22 protein-coding genes are annotated in these 18,708 nt (G+C 47.3%); 17 read left to right on the top strand and 5 right to left on the bottom strand.

Features of this window, described 5'->3' with window-relative positions; translation table 11 throughout:
- Positions 1 to 5 precede the first annotated feature (5 nt).
- Positions 6 to 1,355, bottom strand: a complete 1,350-nt coding sequence (locus GWC95_RS06080) for an MFS transporter (protein WP_161817801.1) — start codon at positions 1,353 to 1,355, stop codon at positions 6 to 8.
- 115 nt (positions 1,356 to 1,470) lie between these two features.
- Here GWC95_RS06080 and GWC95_RS06075 point away from each other — a divergent pair, with 115 nt between their 5' ends.
- The 3 genes from GWC95_RS06075 (at position 1,471) to GWC95_RS06065 (ending at position 3,627) form a co-directional block, all read left to right on the top strand.
- Positions 1,471 to 1,968: an Lrp/AsnC family transcriptional regulator gene (locus GWC95_RS06075; protein WP_161817800.1), complete on the top strand. Its 498-nt coding sequence runs from the start codon at positions 1,471 to 1,473 to the stop codon at positions 1,966 to 1,968.
- Between the two features lie 310 nt (positions 1,969 to 2,278).
- Positions 2,279 to 2,941 carry a putative polyvalent protein kinase domain-containing protein gene (locus GWC95_RS06070; RefSeq protein ID WP_161817799.1) on the top strand — a complete coding sequence of 221 codons (663 nt, stop codon included), beginning with the start codon at positions 2,279 to 2,281 and terminating at the stop codon, positions 2,939 to 2,941.
- Between the two features lie 119 nt (positions 2,942 to 3,060).
- Entirely contained in the window at positions 3,061 to 3,627 is a 567-nt protein-coding gene (locus tag GWC95_RS06065) for a GrpB family protein (protein WP_161817798.1), read from the top strand.
- 208 nt (positions 3,628 to 3,835) lie between these two features.
- Here GWC95_RS06065 and selD read toward each other — a convergent pair whose 3' ends face one another.
- Positions 3,836 to 4,885 carry a selenide, water dikinase SelD gene (gene selD, locus GWC95_RS06060; RefSeq protein WP_161817797.1) on the bottom strand — a complete coding sequence of 350 codons (1,050 nt, stop codon included), beginning with the start codon at positions 4,883 to 4,885 and terminating at the stop codon, positions 3,836 to 3,838.
- Positions 4,866 to 5,969, bottom strand: coding sequence for a tRNA 2-selenouridine(34) synthase MnmH (gene mnmH, locus GWC95_RS06055; protein WP_237722088.1), 1,104 nt, complete (start codon positions 5,967 to 5,969; stop codon positions 4,866 to 4,868). Before mnmH ends, selD begins: the two co-directional genes overlap by 20 nt.
- A 91-nt stretch (positions 5,970 to 6,060) precedes the next feature.
- Here mnmH and GWC95_RS06050 point away from each other — a divergent pair, with 91 nt between their 5' ends.
- From GWC95_RS06050 to GWC95_RS06040, 3 genes are all read left to right on the top strand, one after another.
- Positions 6,061 to 6,828, top strand: a complete 768-nt coding sequence (locus GWC95_RS06050; protein WP_161817796.1) for a helix-turn-helix domain-containing protein — start codon at positions 6,061 to 6,063, stop codon at positions 6,826 to 6,828.
- A 61-nt stretch (positions 6,829 to 6,889) separates the two neighbouring features.
- On the top strand, positions 6,890 to 7,540 hold the full coding sequence (locus tag GWC95_RS06045; RefSeq protein ID WP_161817795.1) for a hemerythrin domain-containing protein: 651 nt from the start codon (positions 6,890 to 6,892) through the stop codon (positions 7,538 to 7,540).
- Between the two features lie 208 nt (positions 7,541 to 7,748).
- The gene (locus GWC95_RS06040; protein WP_161817794.1) at positions 7,749 to 8,858 is read left to right on the top strand and encodes a serine hydrolase domain-containing protein; all 1,110 of its coding nucleotides are present in this window, start codon (positions 7,749 to 7,751) and stop codon (positions 8,856 to 8,858) included.
- A gap of 81 nt (positions 8,859 to 8,939) precedes the next feature.
- On the opposite strand, the gene GWC95_RS06035 is transcribed toward GWC95_RS06040, so the two are convergent.
- On the bottom strand, positions 8,940 to 9,347 hold the full coding sequence (locus GWC95_RS06035; protein ID WP_161817793.1) for a response regulator: 408 nt from the start codon (positions 9,345 to 9,347) through the stop codon (positions 8,940 to 8,942).
- A 126-nt stretch (positions 9,348 to 9,473) separates the two neighbouring features.
- Between GWC95_RS06035 and GWC95_RS06030 the strand changes: the two genes are divergently transcribed.
- The 11 genes from GWC95_RS06030 (at position 9,474) to GWC95_RS05980 (ending at position 17,669) form a co-directional block, all read left to right on the top strand.
- Positions 9,474 to 10,343 (top strand): STAS domain-containing protein, encoded by an 870-nt coding sequence (locus GWC95_RS06030; RefSeq protein WP_161817792.1) that lies wholly within the window; start codon positions 9,474 to 9,476, stop codon positions 10,341 to 10,343.
- A gap of 1 nt (position 10,344) precedes the next feature.
- Positions 10,345 to 10,746: an STAS domain-containing protein gene (locus GWC95_RS06025; RefSeq protein ID WP_161817791.1), complete on the top strand. Its 402-nt coding sequence runs from the start codon at positions 10,345 to 10,347 to the stop codon at positions 10,744 to 10,746.
- A complete protein-coding gene (locus GWC95_RS06020) occupies positions 10,727 to 11,140 on the top strand; it encodes an anti-sigma regulatory factor (RefSeq protein WP_161817790.1) in 414 nt (137 codons plus the stop codon). The genes GWC95_RS06025 and GWC95_RS06020 overlap by 20 nt, the downstream gene beginning before the upstream one ends.
- A 58-nt stretch (positions 11,141 to 11,198) precedes the next feature.
- Positions 11,199 to 12,065, top strand: a complete 867-nt coding sequence (locus tag GWC95_RS06015; RefSeq protein WP_161817789.1) for an STAS domain-containing protein — start codon at positions 11,199 to 11,201, stop codon at positions 12,063 to 12,065.
- 2 nt (positions 12,066 to 12,067) lie between these two features.
- Positions 12,068 to 12,469, top strand: coding sequence for an STAS domain-containing protein (locus GWC95_RS06010; RefSeq protein WP_161817788.1), 402 nt, complete (start codon positions 12,068 to 12,070; stop codon positions 12,467 to 12,469).
- A complete protein-coding gene (locus GWC95_RS06005; RefSeq protein WP_161817787.1) occupies positions 12,450 to 12,863 on the top strand; it encodes an anti-sigma regulatory factor in 414 nt (137 codons plus the stop codon). The genes GWC95_RS06010 and GWC95_RS06005 overlap by 20 nt, the downstream gene beginning before the upstream one ends.
- Positions 12,856 to 13,869 (top strand): ATP-binding SpoIIE family protein phosphatase, encoded by a 1,014-nt coding sequence (locus GWC95_RS06000; RefSeq protein ID WP_161817786.1) that lies wholly within the window; start codon positions 12,856 to 12,858, stop codon positions 13,867 to 13,869. The genes GWC95_RS06005 and GWC95_RS06000 overlap by 8 nt, the downstream gene beginning before the upstream one ends.
- Position 13,870: 1 nt before the next feature.
- On the top strand, positions 13,871 to 15,508 hold the full coding sequence (locus tag GWC95_RS05995; protein WP_161817785.1) for a sensor histidine kinase: 1,638 nt from the start codon (positions 13,871 to 13,873) through the stop codon (positions 15,506 to 15,508).
- A gap of 3 nt (positions 15,509 to 15,511) precedes the next feature.
- Positions 15,512 to 15,916 (top strand): response regulator, encoded by a 405-nt coding sequence (locus tag GWC95_RS05990; RefSeq protein WP_161817784.1) that lies wholly within the window; start codon positions 15,512 to 15,514, stop codon positions 15,914 to 15,916.
- 179 nt (positions 15,917 to 16,095) lie between these two features.
- Entirely contained in the window at positions 16,096 to 17,130 is a 1,035-nt protein-coding gene (locus GWC95_RS19885; protein WP_161817783.1) for a phytanoyl-CoA dioxygenase family protein, read from the top strand.
- A 14-nt stretch (positions 17,131 to 17,144) separates the two neighbouring features.
- Positions 17,145 to 17,669: a hypothetical protein gene (locus tag GWC95_RS05980; protein WP_161817782.1), complete on the top strand. Its 525-nt coding sequence runs from the start codon at positions 17,145 to 17,147 to the stop codon at positions 17,667 to 17,669.
- Here the strand turns inward: GWC95_RS05980 and GWC95_RS05975 are convergent.
- Entirely contained in the window at positions 17,666 to 18,658 is a 993-nt protein-coding gene (locus tag GWC95_RS05975) for a hypothetical protein (RefSeq protein ID WP_161817781.1), read from the bottom strand. The two genes, GWC95_RS05980 and GWC95_RS05975, sit on opposite strands and share 4 nt — an antisense overlap.
- Positions 18,659 to 18,708 lie beyond the last annotated feature (50 nt).

Raw genomic sequence — 18,708 nt, 5'->3', positions numbered from 1 at the left:
TATTTTTAATGCAATGCCCGGGTCTTGAGGATAACAATAGCTGCTCCAGGTAAAAGCATAATAAAAATGGCCGGTGCAAACAGCGGCAGGTTACCAGGTACCTGGCTGAATGATTTAAAAAAAAGCCCGGTAATAGAAATGCCGATACTGGTTCCGATCGTGTATAAGGATGATTGCATTCCGGCAGCTGTTCCTTGATTTTCTTTCTTTACACCTGTAAGCGAAAGGATGGTTAGCGCTGGATAGGCGATGGCAATACCCAGGCTGTTCACCAATGCAATTGCTATAACAAGCAGCGGTAAGCAATGGAACTCCAAAGTGATCAGCAGCAATGCCGACCCGATAAAAAGCATGGTAAAAGCGATACCTGTCGTGTTAACCACACCCGTTCGGGCGAACAACAATGGCAACAGGTATTTTGATACCAATGCGGAAACAATGCTGAACGGGAACAACACGAGGCCTATCGTTTTACTGTCTAAATTAAATTCCTGCGACAGTGCAAGCGTGGCAATAAAAACAAAACTTAAAAATCCTGCCCCAAGCAGTACGGAGCACAATTGTGCCTTTAAAGCTGCAGGATTAAAGATGTTCTCATTGAAAAAAGGAGCTTTTGTTTTACGGTCGTAACGCAGCAGTGCATATATTGATACCAACGCAATCCCGATGCCGGCAATGCCTTTCCACTGCAGCAAGGGCAGTTCGTGTGTAGCATAACTGAGCAGGATGAGCGATGCAATCAGCCAAAGCGAACTTGTGTATGCAGGCATTCCAACACCAGCCGGCGCATCGTTCGGGATCAGTATTCCTGTAAAAAGGATCAGGATAAATGCGGGAACATTAATGCTGAAGATCCAGTGCCAATCAACATATGCAGTGATGATGCCGCCGAGTGCCAAGCCCATTGCGAACCCCAATGCTGCAAAAGACCCGAAGATTCCAAACGCAGTATTTCTTTCTTTTCCTTCCCCGAAATAAGCGGAAAGCATGGCAATCCCGGCAGGCATAGCAAGTGCGGCCCCAAACCCTTGCAGGCCCCTGATGAGCAGGAGCGGGGGTAGGCTGGCGCTCAGGAAGGCAAATGCAGATGCGGCGCCAAAGATCCCCATTCCCGCGAGATAGATTTTCTTGTGGCCGTAGGCATCTACCAATCTTCCGCCCAAAAGCAGGAAGCTTCCAAAACTGACAAGGTAAATGGTCTGTATCCATTGTGCATCGGCCAACGACAAATGAAATCCGGCAGCTATTGTCGTGAGCGAAAGGTTTACAACAGACACGTCGAATGCTTCAAAGAATATGGCACAACAAGCAAGACAGAGAATGATTGTTTTCTTTTTGCTGGAGATTATTTTCATCAATGCAACATAAATTGATTTTAAATTTGTTCTGCTGATGCGGAAAAATAAGAACAAATGATGATTTTGTAATTGATATATAAGAACAAATGGTCTTACCCTTAAACTTTTCAATATGAAGAAAGAACAACCTTCGCAGGGGTCGTTTGCACTTGATTCAAACGATTGCAAAATTCTAAACGCGCTGCAGGACGACGCCCGGATTTCGATCCGGGAACTGGCCAGCAGGGTCAATATGTCTCCGACACCTGTACATGAAAGGCTGAAGAGGCTTGAAGCAAATGGCATCATCGATCGCTACGCAGCCATTTTAAACCAGGAAAAATTTGAGCAGATCGTTGTTTTCTTTGTGAACATTGTTTTAAAAGAACATTCTTCTGTAAATGGGCGAAAGTTCATCAAGGCCATTACCTCCTTTCCGGAAGTTGTTGAATTTTACACGGTTGGAGGAGAACATGACTTTATGATCAAAGTGATTGTACACGACATGAAGTCTTACCGTAGTTTTTTCGTTGACAAGTTGGGAGAAGTCTCCAATATCGCAAAACTGCAGAGTACGATTGTACTTGATACGATTAAACGTGATATCAGGATTCCGATAACAAATCCCTAGGTCTTTTGAGCAGATTGCCCGGCCGATCAACTGAACCGCTGTAGTGCGTTTAATTGCGGGAAATCACTATCGTTCGGGAAATTGATTGGTGTCAATTTATTGCATCGGTAGTGCCCAACAGTAACAGAATGGGCATCACCGGTTCGATTCCATTCCCTCTATTGGACTCGTCCACCGATCCGATAGGCGTAGTTGGACAGGCATAGACGGACATATGCTAATTAAAATTTATATTAGTTTAATTGGGTATTGAGCGATCACATCTCAGGCGGGAATGTATTCTCGATATTTTTATTAATTTTACAGTAAAATGTTACCCGATGATACCCGAAAGAGAATTGAAAATATCACTGCAGGAACTGTCATTGAGGGGCCATCGGATACTTGCACAACAATCAGAAATCTCCTATCAGCAAGCTTTGCTACAAGTACAACGGTTAAAATTGACTTCGAAGGTAAATCAGTCATCAAAGAAGAGCAGGCCCAACTGCTAGAAAAGTACAGTACGGAAAATAATTTATGGGTTACGGATCTCCCGGGTGAAGATCGATTTCTGACGAGGGGTGGAGAAGCGCGTGTTTATTTGGCAAAAGATGGGAAGAACGTGATCAAAGTGAATGATGCCGTGTACTACGCAACATGGCTTGAGTTTTTTAACAGCATTCTTTTACATAATCTTATATTTCCAAATACTGCCTATTCACTGGTTGGATTTACAAAAGAGAACGATGCCCTGCTTGCCGTTATGAAGCAACCATTTATCGTGTCGGACGCCCAGGTTGAGATCGATAATATAAAAAAATTATTAGCTTATAACGGGTTTGAAAATACCCGAAGAAACGATTACCTTAATAAAGAGTTGGGACTGATTTTAGAGGACATGCATGATGAAAACGTTCTTGTAAGTTCTGCCACATTGTTTTTTATTGATACGGTATTTTACACAGTCTCCACCATCTCCTTACAATCCTGATAGATCGTTTGAAAGTGAGTTTCACGCTGGTTTCAATTTTATCGGTCCACATTATTTTTGCATTTGAAAAAATGCCGCCAGCTTAGTGATAATTTTACCCTTTCTGCGAATCATAGTGTATGCTAAAATTGATAGAACCCTATAATCCCGGTTGGAAGACTGAATTCAAAAGCATCAGCGGTGTTATATCAATGAAGCTGACGGGGATAAACATAGATATCGAGCATGTTGGTAGTACCGCTGTTCCGGGGCTATGTGCTAAACCGATACTTGATATTGACATCATTGTGCTCCACGTTTCGCAGCTAAGTGAAATTGAGCAGAGACTGATCACGCTAGGGTATTATCCAAAAGGTGAACAGGGTGTAAAAGGACGCTTCTCGTTCGGCAGGGTGGATGATCACGTACCCTTTGCTGATCGATCAAAAAAGTTCCAGGCCCATCATCTTTACGTTTGTATGGCAGACAGCCTGGCCCTCAAAAATCACATCACGTTCAGGGATGCCCTGCGGAAAGACCCGGGGCTCGTAAAAAAATATGCCGGCCTCAAAAAAGAATTGACAGAAGACAAGGAAATGACCCGTGAAACGTATTCTGTACAAAAAACCGGGTTTATCATCTCGGTGCTTAAAACCTGCGGTATGAACGATGCGGAACTGGAGGATATCTTGAACGCGAACCGATAAGAAGGCGGAACAGCAATACTGTTGTTTATCAGATTCGGAACGAACCTGGTCGCGAAACCAGGGATCCAATCTCATTATCTCGCGGCTGCATTGTCTACCTAAGCCGAAAGGATTAGGTAGACTGATAAAAAATGTATTTAGCCTTACTTCTTCATTTTGGTTTGCGTCAAAATCATTTGCGTATCAATAATGGACTTGCCAGGAACAACTAAAAAACCGTAACAATATGCCCGGCGTTTTTAGCGACCAACCTCCCAAAAGAAACAGGATCATGTTTTGAGACGTCGTTTTGCCTCCAAATATTTTCGAATGCTTCTGCATGAGATTCCTCTATTGCCACCAGCAGGCCACCACTGGTCTGCGGATCGGCCAGTATGTATTTCTGCTCATCAGAGAGGCTGCTGATCTTTGTTCCATAACTGTTCCAGTTACGCGTGGTGCCGCCGGGGAAACATTTCTGTTCAAGATAGTAAGGCACCGAAGGAATAACAGGCACTTTGTCAAATTCGATTTCCGCTGCCAATCCGCTGCCTTCGCACATTTCTGTGAGATGACCCAATAAGCCAAAACCTGTTACGTCTGTGAGGGCCGTTACGTATGATAGCTTGCCGAATAATTCACCTGCCTTGTTAAGCGTTGTCATACTGCGTAACGCGACAGCAGCGTCTTCCTCCCGCAATATTCCTCTTTTCTGCGCCGTAGACAAAATGCCAACGCCCAGCTCTTTTGTGAGGTACAGGCGACAGCCTTCGGTAGCCGTTGAGTTTTGTTTCAACTGGTGGGTATTTACCAGGCCGTTCACGCTCAACCCGAACACGGGTTCCGGGCAGTCGATGCTGTGGCCACCGGCAAGGGTGATGCCTGCTTCTGCACAGATGGCGCGGGCGCCTTTCAACACTTCCTGCGCGATTTCCGGAGCCAGTTTGTCTATCGGCCAACCCAGTATTGCAATGGCCAATACGGGTTTGCCACCCATCGCATATACATCACTGATCGCATTGGCTGATGCAATACGGCCAAAATCATAAGCGCTGTCTACGATGGGCATGAAGAAGTCGGTGGTGGAGATCAGTGCGGTTCCATTCCCTAAATCAAGCACGGCCGCATCGTCGCGCTTGTCGTTACCAACCAGCAGGTTGGGATCAATGGTCCTCGCAACATCGCTGTGTAGTATCCTGTCCAATACAGCGGGACTCAGTTTACATCCGCAACCCGCGCCATGCGAGTATTGTGTCAGTTTAATTTCCTGTGTGTTCATGTTTTGCTATTAGTTCAAGTATATGTGCCGCCTGTTCTGCCGCATCTGTATGATCGAAGTCAACAGACATTACACTACCCGGCGGCCGGTTGTTCAATCCCGTTGTATAGGTTTTGTCATAATAACGGAGCACCTCACGGATGAAGTCAGCCATACGGTCCTCCTGTATTGCCGCTACAGCACGCTTGGTTTGTTCGGGGCCGAGCCGTTTCCATATCCGCCCGGTGCATGCTGCGAGGAACGATTTATCGAGGCTGCCATACTCCGCAACAAGGGTATTAACGCGTTGTTCAAAAGGAATGCTGATATTCAGCAAAGGAACTTCACGCATCTGTTTCCAGAATGAGCGGGGTATACTGCATTTGCCGATCATCGCGCTTTCATCTTCCAGCCATATACGCCTGTTTGGATCCAGTTTGGCCAACGACTGCGCCAGGTTGTTTTCAAATTGTTCCTGTGTAGGTTGCATAAGATGGTTCATCGATCCATAACTCGATCCGCGGTGTTGCGCCAGGTCTTCCAGGTCGACAACCTGCTCGCCTTTGTTTCGCAGCGCCTGCAAAAGCAAGGTCTTTCCCGAACCCGTCATCCCTCCAATCAATTGCAATGGATAGGCTTTTTCAAACTGTTCAAGTACATGCTTCCGATAGGTTTTATAACCGCCTTCCAGTTGGTAAACATCAAACCCGTAAAAATCAAGTGCCCATGCCATCGCACCGCTGCGCATACCACCGCGCCAGCAGTGAACGGCTATTTTCTTACCAGGGGCCTGGTTCAGCGCTTCTTTAATAAAACCTGACCATTTTTGACCCGTGATATCAAAGCCCAGTAATACGGCAGCATCACGGCCCTGCTCTTTATAGGTAATTCCTACCTGGGCGCGCTCCTCATTGGTGAAGAGGGGAAGATTGTATGCGCCGGGTATATGGCCATGCGAAAATTCGGCCGGCGCCCTCACATCCATGATGGGCAGTGCGGCGTGTGTTGTGAGCAGTTCGTTGATTGTGACCTTATGAACCATTAGGCAAATATAATCGTAAGGTACACCCATACAACCATTTGCCTGTAGCTTTAATAGCTTCATTCTTACGCAGGGTTGAAATCGAAGCTTTTTTTTTGCACGTTAATGGTTATGGGTTTCAGTGTTATTCGCTGCAATTTTTGTATTTTTCAGTATGAGCTTAACTAGCTATGTACCCTGTGCCGAATTACAACCTTTTGTAAAATCGTTCGCGATCACAAAAGTAGAAACAGAGGAAACGTATGGCGTCTTACCCGATACGGGTATCGTGATCGGTTTTCAATATTCAGGACGTCTTTCATACATTGAAAACAATACGGAAGTTGCTTTGTCGCATAGCGGGATCACCGGCTTGCGCGACCATGTAAGGATCTTTCGCAATGACCGGCACACAAATACAATACTGGTATTTTTTAATCCTGGCGGAGCAGCAACGTTCTTCAGGTTCCCGTTGCACGAACTTTTTCAGCAGAGTGTTTCGCTCGACCACCTGATGTTGAGATCCGAATTGATGGTACTGGAAGAGCAGCTATGCGAGGCGAAGACGGATGCGGAGCGCATAACTGTTATGGAACATTTTCTTCTGAACCGCAAGCGGGAGGCAACACCGGACCAAATGATCACGGCCGCCATTTCAATCATCAATCAGCACAAAGGGAGCATCAGGATCAGGGACCTCGCAACGCAGCTTCATACCAGCCACAGTCCTCTTGAAAAAAAGTTCAGGCAGTTGGTGGGGGCCTCGCCTAAAAAGTTTGCTTCGATCGTAAGGATGCACCATTTGATCGGCCAGCAAAAAAAGCAGGATTCATTTACAGCAGCTGCTTACGAAGCCGGATTTTACGATCAGGCGCATTTCATCAAAGAATTCAAACAGTTCACAGGCGAAACACCAAAGGAATTTTTCTCCCGCGATAGATAAACGGATTTTTACAATCGGGTGCAAAGCAGGAGGGGCAATTTTGTGATCAAAACTACGTCACATGCCAAGAATTTCTTCTTTTGCTGCGCCGCATAAGGGGCTGCGCAATGTACTCGCACAATTTTCATTCTACCTCGGATGCACAGATTTCGCCAACCCGCAGGAACTGCAACAACTCATACAATTGGGTGATGATATGTTCGTTCTGTTGAAAGATCATGTTCACACGGAAAATGAACACACACTCCGGCATCTGGAAGAACGGTTGCCCGGCGCTTCTGACCATGACAAACAGGATCATGAAGAACTGGAAGGCATCCAGGATGCACTGGAACAAAGAATGCGCGCGTTTACCGGCAGTGAGACTGCGGAGGAGATCCATCGCTTTTATATCGATTTCTCTATATTCCACAGCCGTTATCTTGAACACATTTATGAAGAAGAAACGGTAACGGAACCATTGCTTCAAAAATATTTTACCGACGATGAACTGGTACAGCACAGGATGTCCATCATGCAGGGGATCTCTTTTCCTGTGATGCTTTTGTGGATGAAATACACGGTTCCCGCGCAGCCTGATGCGGACAGTTTGGGTATGCTTAAAGGTTGTAGATCCTTTATGCCGGCAGAAGCATTTTCCTTATTGATGGAAGCGATCCGGGAGCAGATGAGTTCTGTACGGTATAACAGGCTTGCTGACAGTTTACGCTAAATGATCCGGTTAGCATAACGCTGCATGTTGATGGTATACTGAATCCGCGCCGCTTGACCCCGGAAAGGGAGCATGCTGGTTGTGGCAGGAATGCAGGATCAACATGTTGTCAAGTAATACGACCATTCGAAATCAGATCGTAATCTCTGGCCCGCTTAACTGTAACTTACGGCGCGGTTATCCGTCTTATGATTCTAAAAAGTGAACCATGCGCACTGCCATCCAACGTTTTGTTCTTTTATGTTTATTGGGGAGTTCCATTCTTGCTTCCGGCCAAACACCAAGGGAGCAGGCCTTTAGCAAGATCGATTCATATGTGCAGTCGTTGGTAGACACCGCAAATATCCCGGGAATTGCTATGGCCATTACGCTTGGCGACAGCATCGTACACATGCGGGCATTTGGCATGGCGAACAAGGCTACCGGCAAGCGATTGGAGACCTTTCACAATTTTCATATCGCATCCATCTCCAAAACATTCACGGCCACTGCTGTGAAGCACCTGGCGGAAAATGGCCAGTTGAATATAGATGACCCCTTAACAAAATACCTTTCTTATTTCCGGATGAAAGATCCGCGTTACACGCGGATCTCCATCAAACAACTGTTGAACCATACCTCGGGTATGCCAGATGTAGACGACTATGAATGGGAGAAAGCCCTAAATGATCCGGGGGCTGCGGAACGGTACACGCGCACATTAAAGGATTCTGTTTTGATCAGCGAACCGGGTCGCGAATACCATTACAGTAATATTGCTTTTGATATAATGGCCGCCCTCATTGCGAAAGTATCGGGAGAAGCGTTCGAATCCTATGTAATGAAATATATCCTGCTGCCTTTGGATATGAATAACAGCAGTTTTATTTATAGCGAGATCGATCCTTCCAGGCGTACCAGCCCGCACATCAATCGTCCCGCAGAAGTTGCTAAGGTCTATCCCTACAACCGCATGCATGCTCCCAGCTCAACAATGAATACCAACGTGGAAGAATTGGCTCACTGGGCCATTATGAACCTGCACAATGGCAGTTACCGGGGAAGGCAAATTATCCGGCCCGCCACTCACCGGCAGATGATGGCTCCCACCTTTCTTGCCAACAAAGAACGAAACGTATCAGTGGGGCTCAGTTGGTTCTCCTATCCCTACCGAGGTTCAACAAATATCGAACACGGGGGCAGTGATACCGGCTATCGTACCATGCTCACACTTATACCTGATAAGCAATTGGGTATCGTGTTACTCTGTAACCACGAAGATGTAAAGATCTTCAACATGCGGAACAGGATACGCGATTTATTGCTTGATATGCTTTAGATTATGGACGTAAACAAGGTTGAACGCTTACGCTAACATGGAGGTTGGGATAGGGGTTCATGGATCGGAGTCGGCAACACGTCAGGCGCTTTCTTTTGATACTGCGATAATCGTTCTTGCAATTTCTTCCACGCCTTCCATGGTGATGGGTTTAACAAAATACCGGATTGCGCCTTTTTCCATACAGGCAGTCACATATTCTTCCTGGAAAGCGGTGCTCCATACAAATTTATGTATGCCGTTGTACCTGGTGTCGTCGCAGAGCCAGTCGAGCATGCCCGGGCCATTGATGTGCGGCATATTATAATCAAGGATGATGGTTGTAGGCAGTTTGTCTTCAGGGCAACTCTGTAGAAACGCAACGGCTTTCCTGCCGTCCTGTACCGCTTTGAAAATGATCGTGTTGTCGATGGATTTTACACATTCTTCCAAAAGCTCTATATCATCCCGGTCATCATCGGCCAGCAGAAAAAACGTTTTTCTGGTCATAAACCCTGAAAATTTAACCCAAATTACTACAGAATCTGAAAAATTACAGTTGTTTTAATGTGGTGCAGCAAATTATTTTCGGCTATGGCAAATAAATAGTCTAGCTTGTTTCCCTAAAGCGTAGCAATGAGTAAAGAAATCACAAAACACCTGCAGAAGAAAAAGAAGCAGATACTGGAGTCGTGGATGACACGTCAACTGACCAACGATACATTGCGGGAAGACCTGATGTCAAATGAAGATCTGAGAGAACAGTCCGATGAACTACTCGATACGCTTCTTAAAAACATCACCGACAGGAACATGACCGACACCCAGTCGGAGGCATTTGAAAGTGTGAATGAGCTTCTCGCGGGCATTTCAATTTCAAGGGCGCGACAGGGTTTTACGCCACGTGAAACAGGCTTATACATTTTCAGCCTGAAAAGTTCATTGCAGGAAATACTGCAGCAAGACCATAAAGACGACCCGGCTTTTTTATACGAAGCAAGCCTGAAGGTAAATGCGATGATGGACAATCTTGCGGTAACCACTTTTGAGACCTTTATCAAAGGGAGGGAAGAAGTAATTCTCCGTCAGACAAGCGAGATCACTGAAATATCAACCCCGGTGATAAGGGTGTGGGATGGGATCCTTGCGCTCCCGATCATTGGAACGCTCGACAGCTCAAGAACACAGGTGGTAATGGAGAACCTGTTACAGGAAATTGTTGAAAGCGGAAGTACGATCGCAATTCTTGACATCTCCGGTGTACCCGCAGTAGACTCACTGGTGGCACAACACCTGATTAAAACCGTTGCGGCAACCCGGTTGATGGGCGCTGAATGTATCATCAGCGGTATACGCCCGGAAATTGCACAAACCGTTGTGCACCTGGGTATTGATCTTTCCAATATCGTAACGAAAGCAACACTTGCCAGCGCGCTCAAATATTCTTTTGCCTTGTTACAGTTAGAAGTAAAGAAAACGGCAATCAAGGAAAAACCAAAGGCGTAAAATGGACAGGATACCGATATTAAGGATGGGTAATTTTTTACTTGTAACGATCCAGATCGACCTTTACGACCGGCTCGCCACAACACTGGAAGCGGACCTGGTGCAAATGGTGAATAAAACGGAGGCCAGGGGCGTTCTCATCGATATTTCTGCTTTGTCAATCGTAGATTCTTTTATGGGTCGTATACTGGGCAATATCGGCAGCATGTCCAAAATCATGGATGCCGAAACGGTGGTGGTGGGCATGCAACCTGCCGTTGCCATTACATTAATAGAACTTGGGCTTGAGCTCAAAGGGGTCTCTACCGCCCTCAATGTTGAAAAGGGCATGGAACTGCTTCGGACGAAAGTAGGTTCGTACAACGAATCTGAAAACACGGACGATGAAGACGGTTCAGAATAAAGACTTAATACATATTGTAAAGGAACAGGACGTTGTGCTGCTCCGCAACCGCGTAAAAGAATTCGCGGTGAAGATCGGCATGGGGTTGGTAAACCAGACCAAGCTCATTACGGCGGCCAGCGAACTGGTTCGTAACATGCTGAAATACGGCGGCGGCGGTGTGGTACTGATCGAAACCGTTTCCGAAGACAGGAACACCGGGGTGCGGCTGACATTTACAGACAAAGGTCCGGGTATCAAAGACATAGATATGGCCATGAAAGATGGTTTTTCTACGGGGAAGAGCCTGGGATTGGGTTTACCCGGAACCAAAAGGCTGGTGAACGAGTTTGCCATCAAAAGCGAACCGGGCAAAGGCACATCGGTCACAATTTTAAAATGGAAGATGGGATAAAAATTATATCTAATCATTATATTCGTAACCAAGATTAACTGAACAAAACACCGTTTCTATGAAAACAGATGTAGCCAAACTGTTACAAAAAAAAAGAGGGCAGGTATTGGAATACTGGATGACAAAGCAACTTGCGGACTCTGCATTAAGAGAGGACCTGATGAGTAACGAAGAGCTTCGTGAGCAGTCCAATGAATTACTCGATTCTCTGCTGAGATCAATCTCCGATCAAAACATGGTTGATGCGGATACCACGGAACTCGACGGTGTAAAAGAAATTCTTTCCGGCATTTCTATCTCTCGCGCCAAACAGGGATTTTCTCCACGGGAAACGGGATTGTATGTGTTCAGCCTCAAAGATGCCCTGAACCAGGTGTTGCAGGAAGAGGTCAAAGGCGATATGAATGCTTTATATGCCGCGTCGCAGAAAGTAAATAAACTGATTGATGGATTGGGTATCGTAACCTTTGAAACTTTTATCAAGGGCCGTGAAGATGTGATCCTGCGTCAAACCGACGAGATCACTGAAATTTCAACCCCTGTGATCAGGGTCTGGGACGGCATACTTGCCCTGCCCATTATTGGCACACTGGATAGTTCGCGTACCCAGGTAGTAATGGAAAACCTGCTCGAAGAAATAGTAGCGAGCGGAAGTACCATCGCCATACTTGATATATCCGGCGTTCCTGCAGTGGACTCACTGGTGGCGCAACATCTCATCAAAACCGTTGCCGCAACGCGTTTGATGGGGGCCGAATGCATCATCAGCGGTATCCGCCCCGAGATCGCACAAACCGTGGTACACCTGGGTATTGACCTTTCCAATATCGTAACCAAAGCCACACTGGCCCATGCGCTGAAATTTGCCTTTGAAACGATGAGGTTGAGCGTCAATAAAATTGCCAAAGAAAAAACTGCTGAATAGATATGGACAGGATACCAATTCTGAGGATGGGGAAGTTCCTGTTGGTTACCATACAGATAGATCTTTACGACAGGCTGGCTACCAACCTTGAATCTGATCTTGTACAGATGGTCAACAAAACAGGAGCGCGTGGCGTATTGATCGATATCTCGGCCCTTTCGATCGTTGATTCTTTTATGGGGCGGATCCTTGGCAATATCGGGAGCATGTCGCACATCATGGATGCCGAAACGGTTGTGGTAGGCATGCAGCCTGCCGTAGCCATTACACTGATAGAACTGGGACTGGAACTGAAGGGTGTGCATACTGCGCTGAATGTTGAGAAAGGGATGGAGCTGCTGGTAGCAAAAATCGGCTCACAAGAAGTGGATCAACCTGCAGAAGATGAAGATAGTCCTGAATAAAGACCAGATGCAGATTGACAAGGAGTACGATGTGGTTCCATTCAGGAGCCGCGTAAAAGAATACGCGGTGAAGATAGGGTTGAGTTTGGTGAACCAGACAAAACTGATCACCGCCGCGAGCGAACTGGTGCGCAACATGCTCAAATACGGCGGCGGCGGCCAGGTTACGATAGAAGTTATTTCAGAAGGGAGAGACAATGGCATCCGTTTGATCTTCAAAGATTCCGGCCCCGGCATTCCCAATTTAGAACAGGCTATGAGAGACGGATTTTCAACCGGAAAAAGTTTGGGCATAGGTCTTCCCGGTACCAAAAGACTGGTGAATGAGTTCGATATCAAAAGTGTAGTAGGTGTTGGTACAACGGTTTCAATTATTAAATGGAAGAATGGTTAACATAATTCATACTGCCTACAAAGCCGAAGACAGAAGTTATTTTTCCATTCTCAAAAAAGAGATCCACGCAAAGGCTGCAGCAGCGGGGTTTACTGAGCGGAAAGTGGGAGAGATCGATATCGTCGTCGCAGAACTGGTGTCAAACCTTGTGCGGCATGGCGGGGGCGGGCAACTGTTTGTCAAACTCATTGAAGAATCCGAGGTCCAGGGAATAGAGATCATTTCAGTAGACAGCGGTCCCGGTATCGCCGATGTGAACCGGGTAATGGAGGATGGTGTTTCAACCAAAGGCTCACTCGGGCAGGGCCTGGGAGCGATCAAACGGCTGTCGCAGGTTTTCCAGGTATATTCGCAACGCAATTGGGGAACGATCGTATTGGTTCGTGTGTTTAATGAGGAGATGCCCAATTTCCGGAAACCGCCCAAAGCCGATATACGCTACCTGGCACTACCCAAACCCGGTGAAGAATATTGCGGCGACAGGTTTATTTCCGTTACTACCCCACAGCATATCAAATTATTCTTTGGCGATGGATTGGGGCACGGACCGGAAGCGGAAAAAGCAGTAACGATGGCATGTGATGCCTTTCAAAAATTCACAGACCCGGATCCGGTGCAGATTATACGCTACCTTAACAGCGAGGTGAAAAAATCGAGGGGCCTTGTTGGCACCGCTGCGGTTTTCGACGTGAAGGCCGCTACCTGGCGTATTTGTGGCGTGGGCAACATCAGCACCAGGATGTACAACGGCGCTGTGCCCAAAAATCATATGTCGTACAACGGAATCATTGGGTTGAATGTGCCCAATACCCTGAATGCGCAGGAATCACCTTACGAAAAAGGCCAATTGCTGATCATGTGCAGCGATGGGCTGAAGTCGCGCTGGGATATGCTTAAATTTCCATCAGTGCTGCGATACGATTATTCGGTTCTGCTGGCTGCGCTGATCAAGGATTTTGCCAGGCACACGGACGATATGTCTGTGATGGCCTGTAAAATAAATTAACATGCAAGAGATAGCAAAGGTTACGCTGGAGAATGAACTGGACCTGATCCTGGCCCACAAACGGACCATGAAACTGGCCGAACTCGCCTGTCTTTCACTCTCGGCACAAACAACCTTCGCTACCGCCGTTTCAGAAGTTTCGCGCAGCATCATCGATGGCAGGCAGAAAGGTACACTTACGCTTTGCATCGATACGGGCAGCCACGAAAAATACATTGTGGCCCGTTTGCAGGATGGAAAAAAGCACAGCGAAAAATCACTCGAAGGCCTTGCATATGCAAAGCGGCTCGTGAATAAATACGAACTGGTTGACAAAGCCAATGCAACCACAGTGGAACTTTATTTCTATGTTGCACCTCCTTTCCGCATCGATATCCAGAAGCTGGACGAGTGGCGCAGCGTATTTCGCAACGAACCGCCCATCTCTCCCTACGAAGAACTGAAAAGAAAAAATGAGCAGTTGCAGGATCTTTCCGAAAAGATCCAGAAAAGTGAAGCCGAGTACCGCACGCTCACAAACTCACTTCCCCTGATTATTTTCTCACTTGATTTCAGTGGCAAGCTGCTCTATGCCAATGAATGGCTGCTGCGCTACACCGGCGAAACGCTGAACAGTTTAAATACAAACGGCTGGCAAAAAGTGGTACACCCGGATGATGTTCATTCTTTCATGCATTTGCTGGAATCCAAAGTACCCGCAGGCCCTTCAGCAATACAAACACAGGCCAGGTTAAAACACAAGATCAACGATGTGTTCCTGTGGCACCAGGTGTCGCTTTCCGCTTTTATCAATGATAAAGGAGTGCCGCAATACTGGATCGGCTACATCGTAGATATCCATGCACAGAAAGTATACGAAGAAACCTTAAAAGACAATTTTGAACTAAAGCAAACCCAGGCACAGCTGCAGGAAAACCAGGTACAACTCGAGAAGATCATCGGAGAATTGAACCGCAGCAACGAAGAGCTTGAACAGTTTGCATACATCGCTTCGCACGACCTGCAGGAGCCGGTACGTAAATTGCTTTTTTACAGTGATTTTTTACAGAAGAAATATGCAGACGGGATCGACCAGACCGGCAAGGGCTTCCTGAAAAACATGCAGGACTCGGCCATGCGTATGCGGACACTGATACTCGACCTTCTCTCTTTTTCACAGGTAAACAAAGCGCAGGTCCAGTTCAAAGAAACCGATCTGAACGAAGTGGTGGCTGTTGCGCTGCAGGATCTCGGCATCCTGATCCAGGAGAAAAACGCAAAAATAACCGTCGGTAACCTGCCGGTGGTCATGGGCGATGGCAGGATGATGCGGCAGCTTTTCGAAAACCTGATCAGCAATGCTGTAAAATTCAGCCACCCGGGTATAGAGCCGGAGATCTCCATTACCTGTACCCTGAAAGCCGGCATGTATGAGATATGCGTTGAAGACAACGGTATTGGTTTCGATGAAAAATACCTCGAGCAAATGTTCCATCTTTTCCAGCGTTTGCACAGCCGCGACCATTATGGCGGAACCGGCCTGGGGCTTGCCATTTGCCGAAAGATTACCGAACTTCACCGTGGAAAGATTTCGGCAAACTCAACAGAAGGAGAAGGGTCTGTTTTTTATATTAACTTACCGGTAGATATTAAATTGTAAACAATGGATCGTTATAAGATCATGATGATAGATGATGACTCGGAAGACCAATGGGTCATCCGGGAAGCGCTCCAGGAATTGGGTACAGGAGATGATGTGGCGGCTTTTGTTTCCAATGGCCAGGAAGCTTTGTCGCGGCTCGATCATGAATACGCAGAAGCCCGCCATGTTCCCAACCTGATCGTACTCGATCTGAATATGCCACTGATGAACGGAACCGCAACGCTCGGCAAACTCAAGGCCGACGATCGTTTCCGTGATGTTCCCGTAATTATCTATTCCACATCGATCAATCCTTTCGAACGCGATAAATGTATGGCATTGGGGGCTCACTCTTATATAACCAAGCCCATCACCATCGAAGAAAGCGTTCAAACCGTGGAAACATTTCTTACGTTCTGCCAGTGATGTTCATTCTCCGGCGCGGATCTTAACATTTGATGATAACAGTATACAGCGCTGAACTTCATTGACCCTGGCCGAGGGCACGTGAGGATTTTGACCCATTTCCATATTCCTGGTTCCTGCCACAACACAAACAACATTTCATAATTTATCTTACATTAGAATATCTTATCAATTGATTTGTGAACACAAACCTCGCACATATCGAATTGCCCGGATCATCGGAGTTGTCTTCGTTGGGTATCATGCACCTGAAACGATACCTGCAAAAAAGTTTGCTCAACAAAGACAACAAACTTCCACCCGCAATCAAACAGGATGAATGGGCAACCGATAACATTCTCTTAAGCGCACTTGGATTGGAAATTGCGCAAACCCTGTCCTTCATTTTTTCACGACAACCCACCTTGGAAGAAATGGAGAGATGGATCGTTGACACCGTGGGCCCGCCTTCGCAGGAAACGGTTCAGAAATTCAACAACCTGGTCTTGCACGGCGGCAGGCCCGATTATAGAAGCGATGATGCGGAGGAGGCGGTGCTCACGCCCGCCGACATCGAACACTGGAACACCCATGGTTATGTGATCGCGAGAAACATCGTGCCCCGCGCCGAATGTGCCGATGCGATAGATGCGGTCTGTACATTTCTCGGCATCGATCAATACGACCCTGCCACCTGGTACAGCGGCCAGCTGCGTGTGAACGGGATCAAGGTAGATATGTTTCATCACCCCGCCCTGCAAAAGATCAGGAACAGCCGGCGCATACGCATTGCATTCGAACAATTGTGGAAGCGGAAAGACATCTGGTTGAAAACAGACAGCGCCGGGTTCAATCCTCCTGAAACCGCAGCAGCCACTTACCAGGGACATCGCCTGCATTGGGACGCGGCGCTGCAAACACCGATGCCTTTTTCAACACAGGGAATACTTTACCTCGCCGATACAAGTGACAACCAGGGCGCACTTGCCGTGGTGCCGGGGTTTCATGCAGTGATAGGAGACTGGTTGTCTGCCCTGCCGCAAGGTGCCGATCCGCGCGAGCAGGATCTTGAACAACTCGGGCCAAAAAAGATCGCGGCAAATGCCGGTGATCTCATCATCTGGCACCATGCGTTGCCGCACGGAAGTACGGTTAATAATGCAGACAAGCCAAGGTTTGTACTGTACATCAATTATGTGCCGGCAGAAGCCGGGATCCATTTTACAAGGATGTGAACTAAAAGAACACTATGAGCACAACCATCAACTGTACAAAGGAGCAACTGCTGCAATGGCGGGCAGAATTATCGGCTTACCAGGTTGTTTCGTGTGCCTTGATGCACGAAGAAGTGACAGAGATCATCGGGCACCTGGAAGGGGAGGTGGAGGATCTTGCATCGCTGCACGTAAAACGAAAAGGTTTTTGCAATGTCAATGCCCGCAGGAAACTGCTCGGCTGCGCGCACTCAAAGGCCAACGATGCATTTGGTAAACTTGCAAATTCCGTGTACGATGCGGGTGTGATACACATGGCGGACCGACCTTCCCAAACCGTTGATGATCTTGTAATGAAGATCTATTTGCTCGACCATGAAAAAGGCAGGATGGAAAAATGCCTTGCCGTGGCGAAGGAAAAAAAACAGGCAGGTGAGATCGAAGATGCGCAGCTGCAGTTGCAGCGAATGATCACCCGCCATCGAACGATATTGAAAGAGCTTGAACAGTTCCAACACGCGCTCATCAAACAACTCGATCTTGCACTGGAAGCTGTTTAACGCTTCACCAGTTCTGCAACGAAACCCGGTTTTTCGTTTACGCGGTAACTCATCTTTATTTCATCTCCCGGCGCCGCACCGAAGAGCTTGACGCGCATCGGTATCGTAAGGCTGCATTCGTTTTCCTGGATCCGTTCGCCCTTGTACACATCGATCAGCGTAAGCAGGTAAAGGGTGCAGGCAATGGGATATATCCCCGGAACCACAAAACTCACGGGCGCCGGCGTTGCCAGGTGTTCTTTGTCGAATGAGGCCAGCCTCGCCGCATTGATACGTTCGGTTTTCATACCGGGTGTGGTCATGCGTTTTGTCTCTTCCTTCATGTTAAGGTACACTGCATCCACCACCACCTGTTGCGGTACAACGGCTGCGCCTTCGGCCAGCTGCGGAACAAGGTTCTGCATGATCGAAACAAAGGGCTCGTTCCGCAATGCGGCATTGAGTGTTTCGGAGATGAGCAAATGAACGGGACGGTCTTTGTTCACCTGGTAAGAAATGGCATCGGCAACGATGTAATCGTTCACATACGCTTCCAGGCCAAGTGTTGCGTACAGGTGTTTGACGGATTCGATGGATCGCGTTGATATATCCAGCATGTCTATACTGAGCAACGAGGGTTCGTACAATCGCAGCAATGGTGTAAGCAGGGTCGCATACGGCCCGCACCCCGCGTACAGCACATGCAAACGCTCGCCGGGGAAACGTTCCTGCAGATCTGTGATGGCTTTTCGGATGCCCCTGAGAAAAGCGGTCGTCCTTCCAAACTCAAGCAGGCAATGCGCCGCGGCGCTGGAGGAAATGGCCACGCCCGTTGGCAGGTTTGCGGCATCGCGCGAATGATCGAACGCCGTTACGCCGGTAATGGCCGCGTAAACATCGTAAAGCGCATGCGCGGCCTTGTAATGATGGCCCGGCAATGTTTCGGTTAGCATCGTTTGCAGGGCGTTGTCCTGTATGGTGTTGATCTCGGTAAGCGTTAGCTGATTCATAACGGTAAAATAAAACAAATTGGTTTTCATAAATCAAATATGTTCTATAT

It is taken from the genome of Sediminibacterium roseum (genome assembly GCF_009939005.1).
Classification (GTDB): domain Bacteria; phylum Bacteroidota; class Bacteroidia; order Chitinophagales; family Chitinophagaceae; genus Sediminibacterium; species Sediminibacterium roseum.
Note: the sequence above shows the minus strand (reverse complement) of the source record. Positions and strands in the feature narration are given on the sequence as shown.